Consider the following 22568-nt stretch of genomic DNA (forward strand, 5'->3'; position numbering starts at 1 on the left):
CGCAGTTGCGCAATTCGGCCATTTAAAAAGGAAATACCCGCTTAAAATCACGCAGTAAAAACATCTCAACGCTGGCTGGCTTGATAGCAATACCGTCCGAGAACGAAGCGATATCGCCTTAAAAACCAACGTTTAGTAAAAACTTTCAGGTCGAGATAGTATCGACACATTGCTCAGTTAAATAGTTGATTTAAATCTGAATTCATCTTTCTGCTTTCACTTCAAATTTTAAACTGTATCTATATGCAACTTACATTTTTCTAGTGCTATTGCGAAAAGGTGCCTTATGGCACCTTTTTTTAGGTCTACATCACGATAATCCCGCCTAAAAACCCACCAAAAGCCTACCAAATTCACAAATAGACCCCGTTGTGTGATTGCCTTCTCGTTCGATGAAACATGCAACATTTCTCCAGTAAAGGGCGTATTTGTCCAATATCTTTGGCAACGTCTGCGGCGCATAATCTCCCCATAAACAACGAGGTGAAAAACCTTATTAATTCCAAAACGTTAATGAAAAGGTCTCTTATGAAAACAAATGTTGCAGAACTCAAACGACACCTCCTCACGGGTACCAGCCACATGCTGCCGTTCGTTGTTGCGGGTGGTGTACTTCTTGCTCTGTCTGTAATGCTGGGTGGTAAAGGCGCGGTTCCAGAAGGTGTTTTCCTAGAAGGCATTTGGGACATGGGTATCGCAGGTTTCACCCTGTTCGTTCCTGTTCTGGGTGGTTACATCGCTTACTCAATCGCTGACCGTCCAGCTCTAGCGCCTGGTATGATTGGTGCTTACCTTGCTAACCAAGTACAAGCAGGTTTCCTTGGTGCTATCGTGGTGGGTTTCATCGCGGGTTATGTAGTACTGCAACTGAAGCGCATCCCTCTTTCTAACAAGCTTAAAGCGCTTTCTACTTATTTCATCATCCCAATCGGCGGTACTTTCATCGTATCTGCACTGGTTGTATGGGTGATCGGCCAGCCAATCGCTTCTTTCATGCTGTTCATGAACGAAGGTCTGCAATCAATGGCGGGTACTTCTAAAGCGGTTCTGGGTGCAATCCTAGGTGGTATGACTGCATTCGATATGGGCGGTCCAATCAACAAAGTAGCAACCCTGTTCGCACAAACTCAAGTTGGCACTCAGCCTTGGCTGATGGGCGGTGTTGGTGTCGCAATCTGTGTTCCACCACTAGGTATGGCTCTGGCAACATTCCTTGCTCCTAAGAAATACTCTCCAGAAGAGAAAGAAGCAGGTAAAGCAGCGGCAATCATGGGCTGTATCGGTATCACTGAAGGTGCAATCCCATTCGCAGCGAATGACCCAGCACGTGTAATCCCAGCAATCGTAGCAGGCGGTATCGTAGGTAACGTCGTCGCATTCCTGGCTGGCGTACTGAACCACGCACCTTGGGGTGGCCTGATTGTTCTGCCGGTAGTTGAAGGCCGCATGATGTACGTCGTCGCTGTCATCGCCGGTGCCGCAACCACGGCTCTGATTGTCAACGCACTGAAAAAACCAGTAGCAGACCGCGAAGAAGAAAAGCAAACGCAAACCGAAGAACTGGAACTGTCCTTCGATTAATGAATAAAGACACAAATAAGAAATACATAGGTAAATGATTATGAAATTGATTGGTGTAACATCTTGCCCATCTGGCGTAGCGCACACTTACATGGCTGCTGAAGCTCTGGAAACCGCAGCACGCGCTAAAGGTTGGGAAGCAAAGATTGAAACACAAGGCGCGATTGGTATCGAAAACGAACTGACCGCAGCAGACATCGAAGCAGCAGATGTTGTGGTACTGACTAAAGATATCGCCATCAAGAAAGAAGAGCGTTTTGCGGGCAAGAAAATCGTTCGTGTAACGGTAACACAAGCAGCAAAACAAGCGCCTGAAATCGTTAGCAAGCTAGAAGCGATGTTAGCGCAAGCGTAAGAAAAAAGAGCGATGCAGGGTGGCAACAATAATCCACCCTGCATTCTTTTATTCCAGTGACGGAAATCACCTCAGGCATCGCGACACCTACTTAGCCAAAGTCGCCAATTTTTCGCTAATACCTTTTCGCTAATACCTAAGCCACTTCCACACAACACCCGTTAGGTTGCTTAGGTATTTCGAATAATAAAAAAACAACGTCAGGGCTACACCATGTACCAACATATTTCCGACTCATTGAGTGCTTTCCAAGGTTCACTTGTTCGCATCTGCAGCAGTGAAAATACGCCGCCAGAAGGCGCGTATCAGGTTAACTTTAACCGCTTGGAAATCATTCTTGAGGGGAAATATGATTTGGTCGTGGATGCGAACCAAGGTGATGAACACCTTACGCTAAATCAAAACGACATGATCTACATCCCGTCGAATGCGTGGAGCAAACCCACTTGGGAAAACTCCTGCAAAATGATGTCGATCTTGTTCAGTAAAAATCAGGTCGGTTTCAGCTTTGTTCACTTCCAAGAAGGCGAAGGCTTTGTTGAGGTGTTCAAACACGCCATGCCACTCCCCTCTTCAATGGCTTTAGAGCACCTCATTGACTCACTAAACAGCCTCGCGACCGAACCACGTTTCAGTGCCATGGGTGGGTCGTTGGCCAAGGCTTTGCTTATTTACTGCCGTGAGCTGCTGCAAAACCCGCAACTAGAGAAAACCAGCCGCTCGGAAAAACTCTACCGCAGCATGTGTATTTACGTGCAGGAGAACTTCCACAAAGACATTACGCGCGTGTCTATCGCCGATCGCTTTGGCGTTTCGCAAGCGCATGTCTCACGCCTGTTTAACCAAGAAGGCTCAGTGAAGTTTGCAGACTACGTAACCTACGTACGCCTCGACCGCGCGAAGTTTATGCTCAAGAAGTACAACTTCAAAGTCGATGAAATCGCGCACCGCTGTGGCTTCAGAGACACCAACTACTTCTGCCGTGTGTTTAAACAGAAAACCGGTAAGACACCAAGTGGGTATCGTTTAGCGGCAGGATAGTCCGCTAACAGTTCTTTTCCGAAAGGGCTATTCAACCAAAAAACACACTACTCTCGAAAGCCTTCAATACCCGTTGAAGGCTTCGTTATTTAAGTTTGTCCAATCGATAACAGAGGGTTTGTTTTAGATTTTTTCCCCAAAACAAGCCTGCACCAGTCGAACTCTTTTGTAGACAATTTGTTGCCTGAGTTGGTTTTTACTAATACCGAAATCTGCAACGAGGTCAAATAAGTTGTCGCCCTAATAGCGATAGGAACTTAAATCATGCCTCAACCACATACCCAACTTGCTCATCAACACTTCTTCCCCCCCCCCTTTGCCGACAGCCCACCTCACGCGCAACATGTTGATTTTTTGTGGTAATTAAATAAGTGAAACAATTCTTCCGACAAAAATCGTAGATCACAAACACAATTATAATGTCCAATACTAAATATACATACTTGCACGATTGTGCATATGTGTATATTATCGCGCATCTTTTACTTACTAGAGACTCCAATTGTGGATGCCAAATTAGTTATTGCGTTAAATGAGTTCTTTTATGTGGCCAAAGGATTAGTCGTTATCATCGCTATAGTGTCGGTATTGACTGGCATCATGCGAGAGTATATCCCTCAAGATAAACTCCAAGCGACGCTGACCAAACACGACAAATGGGGAACCTTATTAGGTGCTTTGTTCGGAATGCTAACCCCATTTTGTAGCGCAGCCGTGGTTCCTGTGACCATGGCAATGGCTTCAATGGGTGCATCATTGGGAACTGTGATGAGTTTCATCATCTCGGCTCCACTGTGTAACTTCATCGTATTAGCGATGGTGTACGCGGCGTTCGGATTGAAGATCACTGCTGTGTACTTCTTCGTGACATTTACGGCAGCAGTGCTGGGTGGTTACTTGATTTCGAAGTCACCTTGGAGAAACGAGATTAAACGTGGTGCTGAACTTGAAGACACTGAAGGTAAAGGCTGTTCAAGTAAAAACACAACCAACATTTGTGGCGCAACCCCTTCTTCAGCATCAAGAATGCGTAATGCGATGAGTGGAGCTTGGGCTTTGTTTAAGCGAATCATCCCTTATGTACTACTGGGTGCAGCAATCAGTGGATTTTCGGCGGCTTACCTGCCAGCAGACTTGGTGGAGAAATACGTGGGTGGCGATAGCTTCCAATCTATCGTGGTCGCTTCATTGATTGGTATTCCGCTTTACCTACGTATCGAGATGGCGATTCCGCTGCTTAACGTGTTAATTGCAAAAGGAATGGGCTTAGGTGCCGCTTTGGCATTAATTATTGGCGGAACAGGTGCCAGTTTGCCTGAAATCGCGCTAGTATCAGCTGTCCTAAAAAGAAAAGCCGTCATCGCGTTTATAGGAATCGTCTTAACGACAGCCATCATTGGTGGCACTATCTTCCAATACGTTGTGTAAAATAGGTTGCTCAGGACAATATAAAACTTCGCGCCACTCATAGTGAGTGGCGCGACTTCGTTGAAAGGGTAAAAACCGTGATAGATGAAAAATATATTGATTCGCTAAAAGCCTTGTCGGAGCCAAATCGACTACGACTGTTCTGGTTGTTCCTGCATGTTGATGAATGCATAGCAGTAGCTGAAGCAATAGACATCATTGGTGAAACTCAATACAACGTGTCTCGCAATCTAAAAATGCTCTACAAAGCAGGCTTACTCAACCATGAGAAGAAAGGTAAGTGGGTGTTCTACACCTTAAAAGAACAAACGGCTCCACACTGTAAAGCCTTGATAGATTCAGTAAGACACTTGCCCGAAGACGATTTTAAAGAAGTAGTCAAACGTTGCCTAATTCGTTTATCTATGCGAGTTGATGGGGAATGTGTTATCGGCCCAGACAGCGAGATATGGCACAGCAAGAATGCTAGTTCTTAATAAACGAGGCGCGATAAGGGGATACCTAGGGTATCCCTTTTGAAAATAGTGGTGTGACCTATGAATACTTACACTCAGCAAGAACTTAATTCTATTCTTATGCAACACAAACTTTGGCTCGAAAACAAAGGCGGGAAACGTGCACAATTACACAATGCTGACCTAAGCCACTTAGCACTTCAAAACCTTGATCTTCGTTGCGCCAATCTAATCCGTACTAACTTTAGTAATGCAGATTTATCAGGCACCAACATGAATGAAGCTGACATTACTTACGCCGACTTTAGCTATGCGAAGCTGAACAATGCGACTTTCCGTGATGCAGACTTACGAAACGCAAACATGACTCACGCGCAAATGCTCGACGTCGATTTATATCGCGCTGACCTATTTCGAACCGATTTCAGTCAAGCCAATATAAGAGATAGTGCACCCAACTGTGTCGACGTTAGCAAGACCGTCATCAAACTGCGAAATCCAAATCAACAGTGTATTTCTAAATGAAATAATTTTTTCAAAAAGTACAGTGCGGCAAAGCGAGACTCACACTTTAAAGAAAACCTAATAGCTAATCTGGAAAAGGTGATTCGTTCGTTTGCTATTTTGCTTTAAGTGGCAAAAATCCGCGCATGTTGATAAAGAGGTTAGTGTTTTCAGCGATTTTCGAAAAGCGGAAGGCCCAGACAAGTATCTGACGATTAAAGTGAGCTGATTGATAAAGCGAAAATGACTATTTGGTTAGCTATCCGGCAGTCTAATGCCCGACATCCGTTGTCGATTTAAATAAGGCAGTGCTGCTTTCACAGCCGATTCAGCCCCAACAATACTCCCTCTTTCAATCCGTGTGCATGCTTGTAACCAACATTCAGTATCTAGACCAAGGCGTGCGAGCATTGGCGGTAACGTATTGTCGATATACCCTCGCTTGTCATCACGCACTTGTTTTCCTGTCCAATCAACCAACGCCAAATAGTCCATTAGCCGAAAAGGGAGCCCATCCGGCATGTCTTTACGAGGGTTTCCGGCAAACGGAAATAAGTTTGGTGCTGTCACTTCGTCATTTTTCAGAGACTCAATTCGGCTTTTCACAGATGTATGGTCAGACGTTTCTGGCGTGTCAGCGATTGCCGCACGTACGGGGTTTAAGTCGACATAGGCCATGGCTGCCACCAACGCTTTTTCATCCAACAGTGCTTGGCTTTTAAATCGTCCTTCCCAGAAGTGGCCTGTGCACTTGTCTTCTCTGTTCGCTTCAGCAGCGATGTGCTGATTAATAAGGCGCATAAACCAACTGATGCAGCTTAGACGCTCTCTCCAAACTTCAATGATGCCCAGACAGTTTTCCGTTTCTGCTTCCGAAAGCTTATCGCCTTGCATAAACCGCCTCACAAGCAAGGGGCCTTGATGAAATGCCAGCCAACGTTCGGCCACTTCTGCGGGTGATAGTGTCTTGGCTTGGTCAGCATTGATATGAAGCACAACATGATAATGATTGCTCATGATGGCGTAGGCACATATATCGATACAAAACGCTTGTGAGAGAGCTAATAAACGCTTTTCAATCCATCCACGTCGGTGTTCATAGCTTGAATTGGTTGCCTCATCATGACCACACAAAAATGAGCGACGTACGCAACGAGACACGCAGTGATAGTAGGGAGTAGCGTCAATGCTGATAAGAGACGAACGCGCTTGAGCCATGGGAAGTATCTTTGATAAACAGTATTTGGAGATGAAGATATCGCGGCCAAAACATGGTTTCATCTTTAGGTATTAAAGATGAGCTGACGGACATGAAATGCTGAAACTGACCGTTTTGTTCTTTTCTTAAAGTGTCTGTCTAAGTTTTGTTATCTCTGTCTAAGTTTTGTTATCAAGGCGAATAAACGCCAATGGTCTCATTACCCTAAACATTTCTTAATGTTGTGTTTAACCTATGATTTTATTAAACATCACAGTCATGCCATCTCCTCAATCAATGACATCAATCACCTCATTGTTGCCTTGGATGAGCTTGGCGTTAACTGTGATGAAGAAGTCAGGCTATTGGATATCATCGTCGAACTTATTGACAATATTGACGACTTTGGTCTGCCAGTATTTGAACACACCATCACGCTTAACTGTCAGAGCGATGTTATTCCCATTGCCTACTTGCTTGATAATATATCCGGCGTCGGATTTAACTCGCTGTATTACCTCTCAGAGCAATATGAGAAAATCATTGATATTTTGTCCGTTGACGCACTAGCAAAAGCGGAAGCCCGAGAAGAATTCATCAGTAAATTCTTTGGTAATACGTTCCAGGGACTGACATGCTGTTATCGTATTCGTGATTTGATTCAAGAGTTTATTGGCGGGAGTTTACACGCCATCACGCTGTATCAAAGGGAATTTCTCCTTGAAGAACAAAATGAGATGCTCGAACACGAAGAGAGCAAAAACATCGAGCCTATCTCTTTTGATATGACTCATCCAATCATATCTTCTCATACATTTTTCGACGATCCAGATACAACCCAAGAGCAATGTGTTGACTATATTCGCCTATTTTCGCTTTGCGTTGAGTCAGAAAATGAGATCCCGCATGCTGCCAAAGAATTTCTCGCGCTGCTTGCCGACAAAGCGGCATCGTCACAAGCACTCAACGATATGCTTGCATTTGTTGATAGCCCCTATAAATATCATGAGCTTTTACCAAAACTAACCGCATTGCTCGACAACGAAGACAAAGCCTACACATGGGTTATGGATGCTTTCTATTTTCAAACGCTCTGTAACAGGCCGCTTGAAAATCAATCCATGAAAAAACTTATTGATGCATTGCCGATACCTAAGTTTAAAATTGACTTCCCCCACATGCGCGCACTCCTCACAATAGACGGCGCACAACAAGTTCGAGAGATCATCCAGTCAATTATCACAAAGACCAACGGCTGGAAAAACATCGTTCACTACCGCTCAATCGACTTTTCAGAATGCTTTATTGAGCATCAAAACTTGTTGCAGAAAGCCCATTCCGATGCGCACAACCTAAGTTCAGAAGTAATGAGTGTAAGTTTTAAATCCCTGGATTACCTTCACTTCTTTGAAGATGACTTTACCTTAGTGGCCAAAATGGCCTCTAAAGCCCGCAGTTCCGCTTATTTTATTGGCCGAAAATCCGCGACATCCAGCCTCAATGATATCCGTAAAAAAGCTTATAACTTTCTAGAAGCACAACGTTCATTATTATCCAAGACCAATGACCTACTCGCTGAATGGAACATCGCTGCTCTTCCACAACATTCATCCATAAGCGCTTCAAACTACGACCTTGATAACTCAGCATCAAACACCCATTGGGCAAGCGAATTTGATCACGGCATAAACGAAATGGAGAGTGCCCTCGAATCCTTTTCTTCGGCATGCAGCCTCGGTTTGGAGCAGATTGACTTTTTTTGCAATGGCGAGTTTAAAACGTCAGCGTTGGACATTAGAAAGCAAAAAAGCCGTGAGACGCAAGAGCGCATAGAAGAAGAGAAAGCGTCCAAGAAAACGGTCCCATTAACCATCGATAATCAACCCCATAATCTCTCTATTTTATGGCACACCATTGAAACTCCACCATGTCACCCAGAAGACATTCAGCACATCGAAACCAATGGAGAAATCTGGTTAATTGTTGATAGTAGTGGGCAATTGTATCGAAGCAATAATGGCACTGACTGGGTTGACGTATCTTTTAATACATGTGAATCCACGTCTTCGATTAACGCGATTACCCACGTAAATGGTACTTGGCTTATCTTTACTGGTTATAACAATCAAGTGCTCTTCTCACACGATGGAGAATCTTGGACTTCAGGCTCATCCCCTGTAGATAAGAACGTTTTTGGTAAACATCTGACACAAAACTTGTTTTTTTTCAAAGATAAGTGGCTATGGCATATCAAAGAGCGCGTCGAATATACCTATACGGATAAAGGCCTTCTTTTTAATACCAAAGAAACGTCCAGCTATGAAAAGTCGACGTTATATTGTGCTAATTCTCTGACTGACACTTGGGTGGAATGGGAAGATTCGTTTCACTTCCCAACAGGCACTCTGGTCAACCGTATTCAGTCTCTCCCTGATACACACTGCTTGATCGCTTTCTGCGAGTATGACTGGTATTACTCACGCAAAAACGCACACATCAATACTGAACCCTTTGTCAGTTACCTAAACCTTTCTCGAAAATGGCGTGATTGCTCATGGTACAGTGATAAGAAAAATGTCAAAGACCCCATCATTACGCGTATAAATGATTCATTTATGTGTTTCTATGACGGTCATTGCTTAACGTCGAAGAAAGGATATGAGTGGGTCGAGACCGATTTATCATTCCAAGTAGAACGCACATTCGCTTCAACCCATTGTCATTTCTTCGTAAGTGGCAACAGCGTGTGGGTAACAAATAACGGGGTAACCGCGAAGGAGATCTGCCTTGAGAACGGGCAATGGAATAACATCACTGGCAACTCATCAGTGCTACTGGGCTTGTTTCACCCCAACACGCACGAAACCTTCTTAAGGCTAGGCAAGATAATCCTTCAACCGGCCTAAACTTCAACAAATGACGACACCCAATTTCAGGCTCATCTCTGCATTGGGTGTTTTCTGCTTCGTGATGCTGGCTGACATGTGGCATTTCTCTTGTGCAGAAGTATCAAGGAGCATTACACAACATGCTTTTGGACAGCAAATTAGGACGTTGAAAATATCGGTGGGCAATTGCTAATTGATCGCAAGACAATACACAGCATGTAATAGAAAAATATCGCAGACAAACCTTGGTTTCATCTATTCATCGTCTAGATGGGCTGATGAACATAAAAATGCTAAAACTGAGTGTTTTTTCTTTTTCTCTTTCTTGACGGGTCAGCCTACTTTTCTATTCCCTCAAGATGTTTGGGTGTGACACCGTGTTGCAATGTGGTTTTTCTTCGCGCTCGACAAAGAAAAACCTCGCTGCATGAAGGTTTGAAATTTGTTGTACTGATAGGGTGTGTCCACAAGGAGTGCCCATTCCAATGGCGGCATTTATTCAATCAGGAACAAACCCCGCTCATTCAACAGCGGACTTTGAATTTCTGAATCAAAAAGATAAGGACAATTTAGAGAAACTCGCAAAAGAACATAGAGATATCGAAAGTACCGCAGAAGACCGAATGCTCTTCGACAGTGGCAATGACGGCATCCTAAATACACGCTTTGAAATCATCAAACATACAATAAACACAGCATGGCTACCTCGCACACTACGCTCTGTGAATGACCAAATGTGTGCAGACTTCAACACATGGCATGTAGGTCTTTCATTGGTCAGTGAAAAATTCAAGTCGTGCATTGAGAGTATTGAAGTCGATAACCACCACTTTTATCCCGTTGACATTGTTAGCAGCAAAGGCAACATACTCGGGAAAGCCTACTTCTGGCGCACGCTCAATATATTTAATGCCATCATTCCAAACATGAATGGCACAAAGCGTGTTGTTATGGCTCCCGTGGAAAGCCTTCATGAAACAGATCTAAAAGGGATACAGTTGCATCGTGACATCGTTTCTGAAAAAGCAGCCTGGTATGACATACGCCTCGGCGAGCCCTTGCTCGCATCAGACAAATTTATCGCTTTAGCAAAGAAGCACAACCTCACCAATATCCTCTTTAACCATACCTTCGAAGAATGCTAAGCATTAAGGCGAAAGCCGCTTAGAAAGAGCGGCTTATTGCCACTTCGCGATCCCCTGCTTAACCAATAAAATTCATTGCATTGTTCTTATCGATAGTCATCTCGACGTCGGCAAAGCTGATAAGAGATGATCGCGCTTGAGCCATGGGAAGTATCTTTGATAAACAGTAATGGGAGATGAAGGTATCGCGCCAAAACATGGTTTCATCTTTAGGTATTAAAGATGGGCTGACGAACATGACATGCTGAAATTGACCATTTGGTTCTTTCTTAAAGTGTTTGTCTAGTTTTCATCCTCACATCAGCCTTTTCATGCCTTGTATATTCGTTAAGAGCCAGTAGCAAGCATCAGCACTAGTACTAAGCTAAACTGCGAAACGTCTTAGCTGTATTCCCTAACATTTCACAAACTATCACCGTAGGTGATTGCATCTTTAAATTCTCTCTTGCCCAAACGCATGGTTTCCGTTATTTAATGCTGCGATCCTAGACCGCTCTATCAACCTACGTATAACCAATGAATTTAGATACTAAATGGCTTGAAGACTTTCTGATGCTGGCAGATTTGCAGCATTTCTCTCGTGCAGCAGAAGCAAGGCACATTACGCAACCTGCTTTTGGACGCCATATTCGCGCATTGGAAAAAGCAGTTGGTCAATCACTGATTGATCGGACAACAACACCTATCAGCCTGACTCCAGCGGGACGACAGTTCCTCCACGTTGCCAGAAACATAGTGGGGCAAATTGAAGATGGAATTAAAATGCTTAATGGCATCGAGCAGCCCCTTCAACATCCCATCCGCATCGCCACGCCTCATTCATTATCATCACCTGTTTTGCTTGATCTCATTGAGCAAACTAGCGCGTCGCTGAATGTGCAATTTTCTGTGGACATTCTTCGCGTTGATTTAGCCGTCGATGCTTTAACTCAAGGGAAGTGCGACCTTTTTTTGGGCTTTGAAATCCTCTCATTGCTGCAACCCCCCTTCCAAAGTCTTTGTATAGGTAGCGGTGAGTTTGTGATGGTATCTGCAACCCACAAGAACGGAAAGGCCCTGTTCGATCCATTAACTACGCCAACACCAATGTTGAGGTACAGTGCTGATTCATACAGTGCGCGTTTGATAGAGCGGCAACAGCCATCACTGTGCGACCTGAACACCTACCCCGTCTTCGAAAGCTCTATGTGCCAACTGCACAAAGAAATGGCATTACGAGGAAAAGGCATCGCTTGGCTACCCGATGCCCAAATCCGAGATGAACTTAAGGATGGGCAACTGGTTCCTATCGATAGAGAACGTTTCAATCTGCCTTATCAGATTCGGATTTATCGGAACTCAGCACCTCTATCTAAACAAGCAAATACTCTCTGGCAACACTTAGACCATGCTGTAAACAGTGGCTGGCAAATGACAGCTGACGAACCGCAATAATTTATCCCAATGCAAAAAAGGATATACCAATCGTTATCAGTGCCGATCTGGCACTGACATACCATTATCTGCATTTCACTTTACCTAGCGGAAAATAGATACTCACAAAAAAAGCAAACGATTGCGCAAGCGTTGCGTAAAGAGGTAATCGTGACAACTGACTCCTTGTCTCTCGACCAATTTTTCCACTCATTTCCTAAAGCAGACTTGCATTATCATCTGCTTGGTGGCGTTCGCTTAAGCACCATGCTCGACTTCGCGAGCAAATACGGTGTTGAACTGAGTGAACGTGATGCCAAAAGCTACTACCGCGCACATCAGCGCGAAACCGGCATTGTGAAAGGTGGGATTGAAGCCCTTACATTCTTGTATCAGATAATGAAAGAACCTGAAGACTATGCACGCGTGCTGTTCGAAGTGGCCGAAGATGCCCACGCGTGTGGTGTTCGCTATATCGAAACATTCTGGAACCCAAATGACACTGAGTTGAGCTACGCGACGGTGACCGATGCGTTAGCTGAGGCCATTGATAAAACCCAGCAACAATTCGGCATTGTGATTCGTCTCATCCCTTCCATTAATCGTGAAAAGTCGCCAGAAGAAGCGGTCGAAATGGTCAACATGATGCTGGACTACTCACATCCGTATGCATTGGGGATCGGTATCGACTACAAGGAGCACAATGCGCCCGTCGAGCATTTCTGGAAAGCGTACAAGCTCGCTCAGAAAAATGGTTTGCGTCTTACCGCCCACTGCTCTGAGTTTGGCCTCCATTGGCGTAACGTAGAAACAGGTATTGAACTGCTCCAACTTGAACGTATCGATCATGGTTACACCATTATTGATAACCTTGAATTAACCAATCACTATGCAAAAACTGGTATACCTTTCACCGTGATACCATCAAATACTTACTATTTTACGCAATGGCCTGATCATCAAGATTGGTGCCTCAACCACCCAATTCGCACCATGGCTAAGGCCGGCCTGAATATAATTCCTTGTACTGATGATTGGCATATCCACAACACCACCAGCGCAAACTGCTATCGCGTCATGGTCGAAGACTTTGGCTTCGATTTAGATAGCCTACGCCAGATGATGGTGAATAGCATTCAAGCCAGTTGGGCGGACGATGACACTAAGCAACAATGGTTGAAGCAATGGTGTCATGAATTCGATTCGCTCCGCAGCCAGTTGGCTGCTGAACCGACTATTCCTGCCGACAAACTCATTCAATATCGCCGATAAGCATCAGCAATTTAGGACATGTAGAGGAACTCCATGCAAACTGTTGCCCCAAAATCACGTACCAGTATCGCTAGCTGGTTTGATTTCAAAGGAAATAATACCAACCTCAAAACCGAGGTCATCGCGGGTCTCACCACTTTTGCTACCATGGCCTACATGATTGCCGTCGTACCAAATATGATGAGCAAAGGCGGTATCCCGTTTAACAGTGCACTGACTGTGACGGTGTTGATGACTGTCATTACCACAATCGCCATGGCACTTTATACAAACCGCCCTTTTGTTCTTGGCCCTGGCCTTGGTAGCGTCGCTATTTTCTCTTACACACTACTTGGTAATGACGTACCACTCAGCATTGCTGCTGGCATTGTATTTATCAGTGGCGTGCTATTCATGGCAGTCTCGTTTTTGGGTGTGCGCGACTTCGTTGTTCGAATCATTCCGCACAGTGTAAAAGTGTCTGTGGGCGTGGGAATTGGCCTGTTCATCGCCTTACTTGGTTTCAAGCAAGCAGGCGTAATTATTGCCGACCCCAAGAAAAACGTGCTGATTTTCGGTGACCTATCATCACCTGAAGTGGTGTTGGCCATTGTCGGATTTTTCATGGTATTGCTTTTTGTTTCGCGCAAAATTCAAGGGGGGATCATCCTTGCAGTCTTGGCGACAACGGTAATTAGTATACCGCTTGGTATTACCGCCATTCCTGACACATTTTTCAGCGTACCGGGCAGTATCGCCGACATGACGTTCCAGCTTGATGTAATGGGAGCATTAAGCCCTGTTTATTTGCCGTTCTTGCTCGCATTCTTTATCCCCGACTTTTTCTCTACACTCGGTGCGCTTTTGGGTATTGGTGCACAAGCTGGTTACTTGGATAAAGACGGCAACCTACCTGGCATTGAGAAAAACTTCCACGTTGATTCCAGTGCAACTACATTTGGTGCGTTGTTCTCTTGCCCGGTGTTAACAACCTATGTAGAAAGCTCCGCGGGTGTAGAAGCAGGTGGTCGTACAGGTTTCACAGCACTAGTAACAGCAGCTTGCTTTAGTTTGACGCTTTTCTTGGCCCCCCTAGCGGGAATGATTCCGACAGTCGCGACCGCGCCGGTACTCATGTACATCGGTATTGCTATGATGAGCTCAATGAAAAAGATTAACTATGACGACATCACTGAATATCTTCCTGCTTTTGTCTGTGTTGTGATGAGTGTCTTCAGCTTTAACGCAGGTAACGGTATTGCTGCAGCAATGCTGGTTTATGCATTCCTTAAGCTAGCAACAGGTCGATACAAAGAAGATCACTGGTCGGTATATGTGATCGCAGCATCGATGATTTACTACTTCTACATCATCTCAGCGCACTAATTGACGTCGATTGAAAATAATAAGGCCACGTTTCGCGTGGTCTTTTTCTATACGACAAAAAAGCCGCTCGTAGGGGAGCGGCAAACGGTGTGAATATAATTGTAATAGTTATGGTGTGAGTATTTTTACGGCTGAATCACCATTGCCTCTGATTTGGTTGCTGTCATCACAAAGCGCAGTTCACCACCCGCTTTAATATCCGCGTGCTTGAAGAACAAACCGTCTTCTAACGCATTGCCATTGATGGTTACTGACTTCACGTACAGATTGTCTGCACCATTGTTCTCCGCAATGATCTTGAAGGTGCCGCCTTCAACCGGAATCGTGACCGCATCAAACAGCGGACGACCAATGGTGTAGGTTGGGTCAGCAGCGTTCACTTGGTAAAAGCCCATCGCAGACATGACATACCAGGCTGACATCGCGCCCACGTCTTCGTTACCGATCACGCCATGCGGTTCCGCGAAGTACATGTCATTCAGGATATAGTCGACAACTTCTTGCGTCTTCCATGGCTCTGCAGTCCAGTTGTACAGGTAAGGAATGTGGTGTGATGGCTCATTGCCAAATGCCACCTGACCAATCAAACCCGACATGTCTGGCGTTTCAGTGCCTTGGCTTTCAGCCGTGAATGTCGCTTCCAAGTTGGTGAGGAACGCACTTTCGCCACCCATGATCGCTTTAAGGCCCGCGATGTCGTGTGGGACAAACCATGTCCACTGCCATGCATTACCTTCGGTGTAGTTACCTGTTTCATGCGCCGTACCATACGGGTCGAACGGTGCCATAAACGTCCCGTCCATCATGACCGGACGCATAAAGCCCGTTACCCCGTAGTCTGCGTACTCCATCGGGTTGTTATCGAAGTAATGCGTGTAGCCTTTTGAACGTGCGAGGTAGGTGGCTTCCGCACTGGTATCACCCGCCGCTTTTGCGATTTGTGCGATAGCCCAGTCATAGAAGGCGTTTTCCAAGCCATATGACACGGATTCGATGGTGTAATCCGGATTAACCGGTTCACCATTTTCACGCTGAATCGCAGGGGCAAAACCTTCTTTCTCAATGTAATCGATATGCTTGGTCAGGGTCCGGTCCAGTACCGGCACATCCCACTCTGTTGCGAGTGCGGCGTAATTGTCATAGGTTGAAGAATCAATGGCCGCTTTCAGTGCCAGTGCTTTCTCCGCTTGAGTGAACGCATCTGGGAATTTGGTGATGGCATCCGCAATCACAGCAACCGCTGGGTAACCCACCATGGTGCCGGTTTCATCGCCCAAGTGTTCCCATTTTGGCAGCAAACCGCTTTCTGTGTATTTCTGAACTAGGTTCTTCGCGTATTGAACCGCGCGAGTCGGTTCGGTGATGGTTTTCAATGGGTGCAGGGCTTTGTGCGTATCCCACAAGGAGTAAACCGAGAAGTTGGGCAGCTCTTCAGTGGCTTGACCGTACGCGATGGAATACTCACCTTCGCCATTACGGATAGAGCCTTTGCCCATTCCACGGAATTGCCCATCAACATCTTGATGCACCTGCGGTGCGATTTTGGTGTGGTAAAGCGCAGTGTAGAAAATCTCTTTCTGCTCAGCCGTACCGCCTTCAATGCTCAGGTTCAGAGCATTGGCCCATTTCTCACTCGCTTGCTTGCGTGCTTCATCAAACGACAAACCCGCTTCTGCTTGGTGGTTCCTTTGCGCGCCACCCGCATCAACGGCCGAGATCGCGACCTGTGCATTTAGGGCTTGTGAACCACCTTGTTCAAATTCCACGTATGCGGTGACATCGGCTTTAATGCGTTTAACAGGTTTACCTGCATTGTCATAAACCAGTTCAGAAATGTGCTCGGCACTCAGACCATCAACCGCTTTTCCGCCCACGAGCAGTTGCACGTTTTTGATCTTCTTGTCGAAGGTGGCATAGAAGAAGATTTTTTGGTTCTTCGCCCAGCCGGAGAAATGCGCCGCATCACGCTCACCCGTGATGGTGTAGCCATCGTCACTGACGGTCAGTTTATTGCGCAGCGAGGTTGAGCCCCAATCGCTGTTTAGGATCGAGTTTAGGTCGACCTTCAAACGCTGTGGCTGCCCTTCTGGGTAGGTATAGCGGTGGAAGCCCACGCGCTCAGAAGCAGTCAGTTCAGCTTTGATACCGTTCTCAGCGATGTTTACTGAGTAGTAGCCCGCTTCTGCAACTTCAGAGGCTTTGTCCATCTTAACTGAGATTGCCTCGCGGTAATCGTCCGAATCTTCAATGTATTTGGCGTTATCTTCGGTAAATGGCAGGAACAGAATGTCGCCCAACCCGCCCATACCAGTGCCAGAAAGGTGGGTGTGAGAGAAGCCAAACAGAGTGTCTTTGTCGTAGTGGTAACCGGATGAAGAGTGCCACCCCATTAGCTCAGTATCTGGCGACAGTTGCACCATGCCCTCTGGCACGACGGCACCCGGGAAGGTATGGCCGTTAAAGCCAGTACCAATAAACGGGTCAACGTATTTCAGAACATCCTGTTCTGAAGGGATAACACCTGTATTCGGGTCTGAATCGGTTGAGCTAGAGTGGCAGCCAAACAAGAAAAGTGCCGAAGAAACTGACAACGCCACTTTTGAAACACGAGAAATAGACATAGAGAATTCCTTGAAAAAGATGCCGCGCACTGGCGGCATCGGGTCTATCAACAATTAGATTTTTGCCTGCATGGCTTCTTTTTTGTCGCCGGTCATCACGAAGCGCAACTCGCCGCCAGCTCTGATTTCACTGTGCTCAAAGGTCAGTTCGTTAGAGAGTTCGTTGCCGTTGATGGTGACGGATTTCACGTACTTGTTATGTGGGCTGTTGTTGTCAGCAATGATCTTGAATGTGCCGCCGTCGACGTCAATGTCCACTTGATCAAACAATGGACGACCGATGGAGTAAGACGGATCAGCTGGAGACACTTGGTAGAAGCCCATCGCGGACATGATGTACCACGCTGACATCTGGCCGACGTCCTCGTTACCAATCAAGCCTGTCGGTTCGATGGTGTACATTTCTGCCATAATACGGTCGAGGTACTCTTGCGCTTTCCAAGGCTCATCAGTCAGGTTGTAAAGATACGGAATGTGGTGCGAAGGCTCGTTACCGTGCATGTATTGACCGATGTATCCGGTCAAGTCAGGCAGTTCTTCACCCGTGTTTGATGAACGTGCAGTGAATAGCTCATCCAAGTCTTCGCGGAACGCTTTCTCAGGTGTCGTTTCTTTGTTGTTCGCCACATCTGCGTTGTAGATTTCTTGCTTCAGACGCGCAAAGTCATGCATAGGCTGGAACTTCCACTGCCACGCATTTCCTTCGGTAAAGGCAAATTCATCAACGTAGTAAGGGTCGAATGGCAGCAGCGGACACTTGTCTTTCATGGTGCCAGAGCCAGCAGGCCATTCAACCGATATACACTCGTCTGTTCTCTCTTCATCAAGAGGTTGGTTGAATTCAAGAGGCGGCTTGTTTGGTGATGAACTTGCTGGGTGATTTTTCGGACGCAAGAAACCTGTTTCTGCATCCCAGTGGTTCAACCAATTGTCTGCGCGAGCAAGAAACTCATCTTGGACTTTTACATCACCCGCCATACGCGCGATTTCTGATACTGCCCAATCGCCATACGCAAATTCCAAGGTGTATGACGCAGAGTTCCAGTAGCCGTGGTGAACAAAGCCGTTGTCTTCGTAGACCTTCACTTGAACAACGTTAGCTGCACCAATGTTTTGGTCTTCCGTCCAATCCGGGAATTCGTTTTCTTCGTGGTAGCGTGCGGTGAACTCAGCAGCTTCCAGCGCATCTTGCGCATTGACGTCCAAGCCCTTCGCCATCGCGTCCGCGATAATAGAAATCGCAGGGAAACCAATCATGGTGCCTGTGTAATGACCGTGCAGTTCCCACTTCGGTAAAATTCCGCCGTCTTTGTACTTGCGGATCAAATCGTTCGCGTATTCTTCAGCGCGATCAGGATTGATGATGGTTTGCAATGGATGGAAGGCGCGGAAGGTATCCCACATGGAGTAGATAGAGTAGTTTGGCGTATCTCCGGCCTCTTTTAGCTCTTGGGTACGCATCGCGCGGTAAGTGCCGTCAACATCTTGGAAGATCATTGGTGCGATGTTGGCGTGATACATGGCGGTGTAGAAAATCTCTTTTTGATCTTCAGTACCGCCTTTCACTGACACCTTAGCTAGCTCGTTGTGCCACGCTTGTTGTGCTTTTGCCAGAACCTTGTCAAAGCCCCACTCTGAGACTTCCGCATCAAGGTTTTTCTTCGCGCCTTGCGCACTTGTTGGCGACAAACCTACGGTCATTTCAATCGGTTGATTAGACGGTGCGAACTCCAGATACGCGATGGTTTTGGTCGCATGAATCGCATCATTTTCCAGCGTAATTTCGGTTTCTGCTCCATCAACCATTGCGGTTGCTTTCACAACAGGCTGATTGAATTTCGCGTAAAAATAGATGTGCTGGTTGTTCGCCCAACCATCAGAACTGCGTTTACCACGCACGGTATATTCATCAATAAACTCAATGTCACCAATGGTGGTTCTGTTGCCCCAGCTTTTATTTAAGGTGTGGTCTAAATCAAGTTTAAGGAAAGGTGTTGCGCCCTCTTTAAACGTATATTTGTGGTAACCCACACGCGGCGAAGTGGTTAATTCCACTTTAATATCACCACGATTTAATTCGACAGAATAATAACCCGCTTCCGCTTTTTCATTTTCTTTATCGAAGGTGTTATATGTCGCGTTGCTTTTTTCTGTGAATGGCAGAACCAGAATATCACCCAAGTCAGTGATACCGGTTCCAGAAAGGTGCGTATGAGAGAAACCGTAAACCGGAATATCTACCTTTTTGCCGTGGTCAAAGTAGCCAGCAGCAGAGCCCCACCCTTCCATTTCAGTATCAGGAGACAGTTGCACCATGCCGCCTGGGTACACAGCACCCGGGAACGTATGGCCGTCAGCACCTGTGCCAATAAACGGGTCAACGTATTTGATGAGGGATTTATTAACAACAGTACCGCCAAGATCTGTTTGCGGGTTTGAATTGGAATCTGAGTTGCAGCCAGATAGCACAATAGAGATCACCACCGCCAACGGTGCTAATTTAAGTTTCATTTTTCATTCCTTTTAGAAAAAGGGAGAGAACTCTCCCTTTATTTTTTATTGTTATTTTGTTTTAACTTCGCGCAGTTATTTCGGCATAGCATCCGCATGCAAGAAGCGACCTACACCAAAATCTGGTGGTGTATCTTCTGGCTGAGAACCCCATGCTTTATTCGGCTCTTCACCCATCACGAATGACAGTGTTCCGCCATTCACAATGTCTGCTTGCGTCAGATAGGTACGCGTAAACTCACGACCATTTAAGGTTGCAGATTGAATGAAGATGTTTTCTCTGCTGACGTTTTCAGCTTTCACCGTGAAGGTTTTGCTGTTGCCCACATCAATTGACGCGTTATCAAACAACGGCGTACCAATTTCATAGATGCCTGTGGACGCGCTCACTGGATAGAAGCCAAGGGCACGGAACACAAACCACGCAGACATGGTGCCGAAGTCGTCGTTACCACAAATGCCGTCTGGCGTGTTGTCGTAACACACGTTAGTGGCCGCTGCGATGGCCGCTTGTCCCTTCCATGGTTGACCCACGTAGTTGTAGAGGTACGGTACGTGATGGTCAGGTTCGTTGCCCTGAACATGCTGGCCAACGTTACCGGTATTGAACACAGGGAATTGGTTGTCACCTGCGTTACGGTCTGGGTAGGTTGACCAATACTCATCCAAACGCGCCGCGAACAGGTCACCACGTTTTGCGTCTGGGTTCTGGGTTTTATCGAACTCGGTCATCAGGTCAATCAAGCCATGAATGTCATGTTGAACACTGAACGAGTATTGCCAACCGTTTGACTCTGCAAACGCATAGTTGAACATGTCTGGACGCCAATCTTTATCGACAGCCAAACCGGTTGCTGGATCGACCCAATCTGCGTCGATAAAGTCGCCTTTGGTGTCACGAGCTTTGAACCAGCCTTTGTATTTCTTGCCGTTGAAATCGAACTGCGCCATCCAGTTGTTAGAACGGTCAGCAAACTCTTTGTACTCCGGCGCGTCTTCACCTAAAACGGCTTTGATTGCTTGTGCAATGGTCCAATCGTTATAGGCGTATTCCAGTGAATAAGAGGCGGTCCAACTGGTTTCAAATGGCGAGTGCGCCCACAAGTCCCCTTTCCCGATACGCATTTTCGAGGCTTTAAAGCCGTTCTTTACGTACTCGTCGATGGAATCAACCGCACTGCCTTTGCGGCCGTCTTTGATCATGGCACTGATAAGGCGAAGTTTGATGTCTTGCTGCTCTGCTTCAGAGAAGCCAAGGTCGTCCATACGCTTGTCTAACGAACCTTTGGTCAACACATCCGCAATCACTGGCGTTGAGTGCATACCCATCATCATGCCCGTTTCATTGCCTTTGAACGTCCACTCAGGCAAACGACCGTGACGGGTTTTCCCGTTATGATCGACCCAAGATTCTTCCGCATAGGACAGCATAGAAAGGACAACGTCGGCCAAGCGATCAGGCTCAATGATGCTTGAAAGCGGCTGGACAGAACGGTAGGTATCCCACAGCGAGAAGGTGTCGTAACGTACAAAGTCTGCTTTGCCATCTTTGTTGGCATCCGCAATGCGTACTTTTTCAATCAGCGGCTCAGAGACCACATCGCCATTGGCGTTGGTGCCGTCTGGGTAAGCTCCGCGTCCTTGAAGTACCTGACGGTAGCGACCATCAAGGTCAGCATGGATCGTTTGACCAAGGAAGGTATGGTAAAGCGCGGTATAGAAGGTTTGTTTGTACTCGACATCCCCTTCCACTTTAATTTTACCCAGCTCTTTCTCCCACTTGGCGGTTGCATCTTGACGAACTTGGTCGAACGACTTGCCCGCCACTTCGGTCATATTAAGTGATGCACCAGTCTTATTGTCTTCGCCAATTTCGGTGTTAGACAATGCCAGTTTCGCTTCAACCACCAGCGCAGAATCTGCAGTGTCAAACTCGACATAGGCACGCGCATATTGCTTGGTGAACGTGGTTAGGCCAGCTTCTGCGGGCACATACGTTTTGGCGTCGTTGTCGTAGTATTCAAAGCGAATGCTTTTGATTGGCTGATCGAACTCCATGACAAAGAATTCTTTCTGGCTGGCCGCCCAACCATCAGAAAAACGGTGACCTGACAAGGTGTTTGCGTCTTTGTCCCACTCAAAGTGAGACTCAGCGGTGTAGTCCCAGTTAATGGTGAAGCCAAGGTTGACGATGATTTCGGACTTTTCGTCTTGCGGGAAAGAGTAACGGTGAACGCCCACGCGATCAGAGGCGGTTAATTCCGCTTTGATGTCATAGTCATCAAGGAAGACCGAATAGTAACCTGCTGTCGCTTGTTCGTTTTTATGCTTGAAGCGCGAGCCTTCCACATGCAAACGCGATGAACCTTCATTGAGCATGTAGTCTGAGCGGCTGTTAATAGGCATTACCAGAATGTCATTCAGGTCACCTGCGCCAGCACCAGAAAGGTGGGTGTGGGAAAAGCCGACGGTACGGTTGTCGTTGTAGTAATACCCCGAGGTATATTCCCAACCGTTAGAGCCATTGTTTGGAGAAAGCTGCACCATGCCGTGTGGCGTTGTTGCGCCCGGATAGGTATTGCCTAAATTGCCGGTGCCGATAAATGGATTCACATAACGGGTAACGTCCATGTCATCAAATAAAACAGGAACATTTAGCCCCATTTCAATCATCGGCTGATCGGTTAAAGAAACACTCTGCGTTGTACAACCTGCAGATCCTAAGATGCCCGAAATAACTGCGACATAAATAAAACTCTTCCTGAACTTCATGTTACACCTTCATTTCACA

The 22568-nt window shown here is 46.3% G+C and carries 15 protein-coding genes; 11 read left to right on the forward strand and 4 right to left on the reverse strand.

The window, feature by feature from the left end; all coding sequences use genetic code 11:
* Positions 1 to 528 precede the first annotated feature (528 nt).
* From LRP49_RS15460 to LRP49_RS15485, 6 genes are all read left to right on the forward strand, one after another.
* On the forward strand, positions 529 to 1581 hold the full coding sequence (locus LRP49_RS15460; RefSeq protein WP_078754633.1) for a PTS fructose transporter subunit EIIC: 1053 nt from the start codon (positions 529 to 531) through the stop codon (positions 1579 to 1581).
* A gap of 40 nt (positions 1582 to 1621) precedes the next feature.
* Positions 1622 to 1936, forward strand: coding sequence for a PTS fructose-like transporter subunit IIB (locus LRP49_RS15465; protein ID WP_420791591.1), 315 nt, complete (start codon positions 1622 to 1624; stop codon positions 1934 to 1936).
* A 213-nt stretch (positions 1937 to 2149) separates the two neighbouring features.
* Positions 2150 to 2977 (forward strand): helix-turn-helix transcriptional regulator, encoded by an 828-nt coding sequence (locus LRP49_RS15470; protein ID WP_274143206.1) that lies wholly within the window; start codon positions 2150 to 2152, stop codon positions 2975 to 2977.
* A gap of 504 nt (positions 2978 to 3481) precedes the next feature.
* The gene (locus tag LRP49_RS15475; RefSeq protein WP_274143207.1) at positions 3482 to 4405 is read left to right on the forward strand and encodes a permease; all 924 of its coding nucleotides are present in this window, start codon (positions 3482 to 3484) and stop codon (positions 4403 to 4405) included.
* Between the two features lie 77 nt (positions 4406 to 4482).
* Complete coding sequence (locus LRP49_RS15480) at positions 4483 to 4881, forward strand: ArsR/SmtB family transcription factor (RefSeq protein WP_274143208.1); 399 nt, start codon at positions 4483 to 4485, stop codon at positions 4879 to 4881.
* 60 nt (positions 4882 to 4941) lie between these two features.
* Positions 4942 to 5385: a pentapeptide repeat-containing protein gene (locus LRP49_RS15485; RefSeq protein ID WP_274143209.1), complete on the forward strand. Its 444-nt coding sequence runs from the start codon at positions 4942 to 4944 to the stop codon at positions 5383 to 5385.
* A gap of 234 nt (positions 5386 to 5619) precedes the next feature.
* Here the strand turns inward: LRP49_RS15485 and LRP49_RS15490 are convergent, their stop codons facing one another.
* Entirely contained in the window at positions 5620 to 6582 is a 963-nt protein-coding gene (locus tag LRP49_RS15490; RefSeq protein ID WP_274143210.1) for a transposase, read from the reverse strand.
* Between the two features lie 219 nt (positions 6583 to 6801).
* On the opposite strand from LRP49_RS15490, the gene LRP49_RS15495 reads away from it, so the two are divergent.
* The 5 genes from LRP49_RS15495 to LRP49_RS15515 all read left to right on the forward strand — a co-directional run bounded on the left by LRP49_RS15495 (position 6802) and on the right by LRP49_RS15515 (position 14645).
* Positions 6802 to 9468, forward strand: coding sequence for a beta propeller repeat protein (locus tag LRP49_RS15495; RefSeq protein WP_274143211.1), 2667 nt, complete (start codon positions 6802 to 6804; stop codon positions 9466 to 9468).
* Between the two features lie 467 nt (positions 9469 to 9935).
* Complete coding sequence (locus LRP49_RS15500) at positions 9936 to 10595, forward strand: imm11 family protein (RefSeq protein ID WP_274143212.1); 660 nt, start codon at positions 9936 to 9938, stop codon at positions 10593 to 10595.
* Between the two features lie 516 nt (positions 10596 to 11111).
* Positions 11112 to 12029 (forward strand): LysR family transcriptional regulator, encoded by a 918-nt coding sequence (locus LRP49_RS15505; RefSeq protein WP_274143213.1) that lies wholly within the window; start codon positions 11112 to 11114, stop codon positions 12027 to 12029.
* A 150-nt stretch (positions 12030 to 12179) separates the two neighbouring features.
* Complete coding sequence (locus tag LRP49_RS15510) at positions 12180 to 13280, forward strand: adenosine deaminase family protein (RefSeq protein ID WP_274143214.1); 1101 nt, start codon at positions 12180 to 12182, stop codon at positions 13278 to 13280.
* Positions 13281 to 13313: 33 nt separating this feature from the next.
* Positions 13314 to 14645 (forward strand): NCS2 family permease, encoded by a 1332-nt coding sequence (locus LRP49_RS15515; protein ID WP_274143215.1) that lies wholly within the window; start codon positions 13314 to 13316, stop codon positions 14643 to 14645.
* A 125-nt stretch (positions 14646 to 14770) separates the two neighbouring features.
* On the opposite strand, the gene LRP49_RS15520 is transcribed toward LRP49_RS15515, so the two are convergent.
* From LRP49_RS15520 to LRP49_RS15530, 3 genes are all read right to left on the reverse strand, one after another.
* Positions 14771 to 17266: a GH92 family glycosyl hydrolase gene (locus LRP49_RS15520; protein ID WP_274143216.1), complete on the reverse strand. Its 2496-nt coding sequence runs from the start codon at positions 17264 to 17266 to the stop codon at positions 14771 to 14773.
* A gap of 54 nt (positions 17267 to 17320) precedes the next feature.
* Positions 17321 to 19777 carry a GH92 family glycosyl hydrolase gene (locus LRP49_RS15525; protein ID WP_274143217.1) on the reverse strand — a complete coding sequence of 819 codons (2457 nt, stop codon included), beginning with the start codon at positions 19775 to 19777 and terminating at the stop codon, positions 17321 to 17323.
* Between the two features lie 75 nt (positions 19778 to 19852).
* Positions 19853 to 22549 carry a GH92 family glycosyl hydrolase gene (locus LRP49_RS15530; protein WP_274143218.1) on the reverse strand — a complete coding sequence of 899 codons (2697 nt, stop codon included), beginning with the start codon at positions 22547 to 22549 and terminating at the stop codon, positions 19853 to 19855.
* Positions 22550 to 22568: the final 19 nt, after the last annotated feature.

It is taken from the genome of Enterovibrio qingdaonensis, assembly GCF_028683135.1.
GTDB classification, from domain to species: domain Bacteria; phylum Pseudomonadota; class Gammaproteobacteria; order Enterobacterales; family Vibrionaceae; genus Enterovibrio; species Enterovibrio qingdaonensis.

Coding starts and splice junctions, on each gene's coding strand:
- LRP49_RS15460 (WP_078754633.1), top strand. CDS start 529: ATGAAAACAAATGTTGCAGAACTCAAACGACACCTCCTCACGGGTACC.
- LRP49_RS15465 (WP_420791591.1), top strand. CDS start 1,622: ATGAAATTGATTGGTGTAACATCTTGCCCATCTGGCGTAGCGCACACT.
- LRP49_RS15470 (WP_274143206.1), top strand. CDS start 2,150: ATGTACCAACATATTTCCGACTCATTGAGTGCTTTCCAAGGTTCACTT.
- LRP49_RS15485 (WP_274143209.1), top strand. CDS start 4,942: ATGAATACTTACACTCAGCAAGAACTTAATTCTATTCTTATGCAACAC.
- LRP49_RS15490 (WP_274143210.1), bottom strand. CDS start 6,582: ATGGCTCAAGCGCGTTCGTCTCTTATCAGCATTGACGCTACTCCCTAC.
- LRP49_RS15495 (WP_274143211.1), top strand. CDS start 6,802: ATGTTGTGTTTAACCTATGATTTTATTAAACATCACAGTCATGCCATC.
- LRP49_RS15500 (WP_274143212.1), top strand. CDS start 9,936: ATGGCGGCATTTATTCAATCAGGAACAAACCCCGCTCATTCAACAGCG.
- LRP49_RS15505 (WP_274143213.1), top strand. CDS start 11,112: ATGAATTTAGATACTAAATGGCTTGAAGACTTTCTGATGCTGGCAGAT.
- LRP49_RS15515 (WP_274143215.1), top strand. CDS start 13,314: ATGCAAACTGTTGCCCCAAAATCACGTACCAGTATCGCTAGCTGGTTT.
- LRP49_RS15520 (WP_274143216.1), bottom strand. CDS start 17,266: ATGTCTATTTCTCGTGTTTCAAAAGTGGCGTTGTCAGTTTCTTCGGCA.
- LRP49_RS15525 (WP_274143217.1), bottom strand. CDS start 19,777: ATGAAACTTAAATTAGCACCGTTGGCGGTGGTGATCTCTATTGTGCTA.
- LRP49_RS15530 (WP_274143218.1), bottom strand. CDS start 22,549: ATGAAGTTCAGGAAGAGTTTTATTTATGTCGCAGTTATTTCGGGCATC.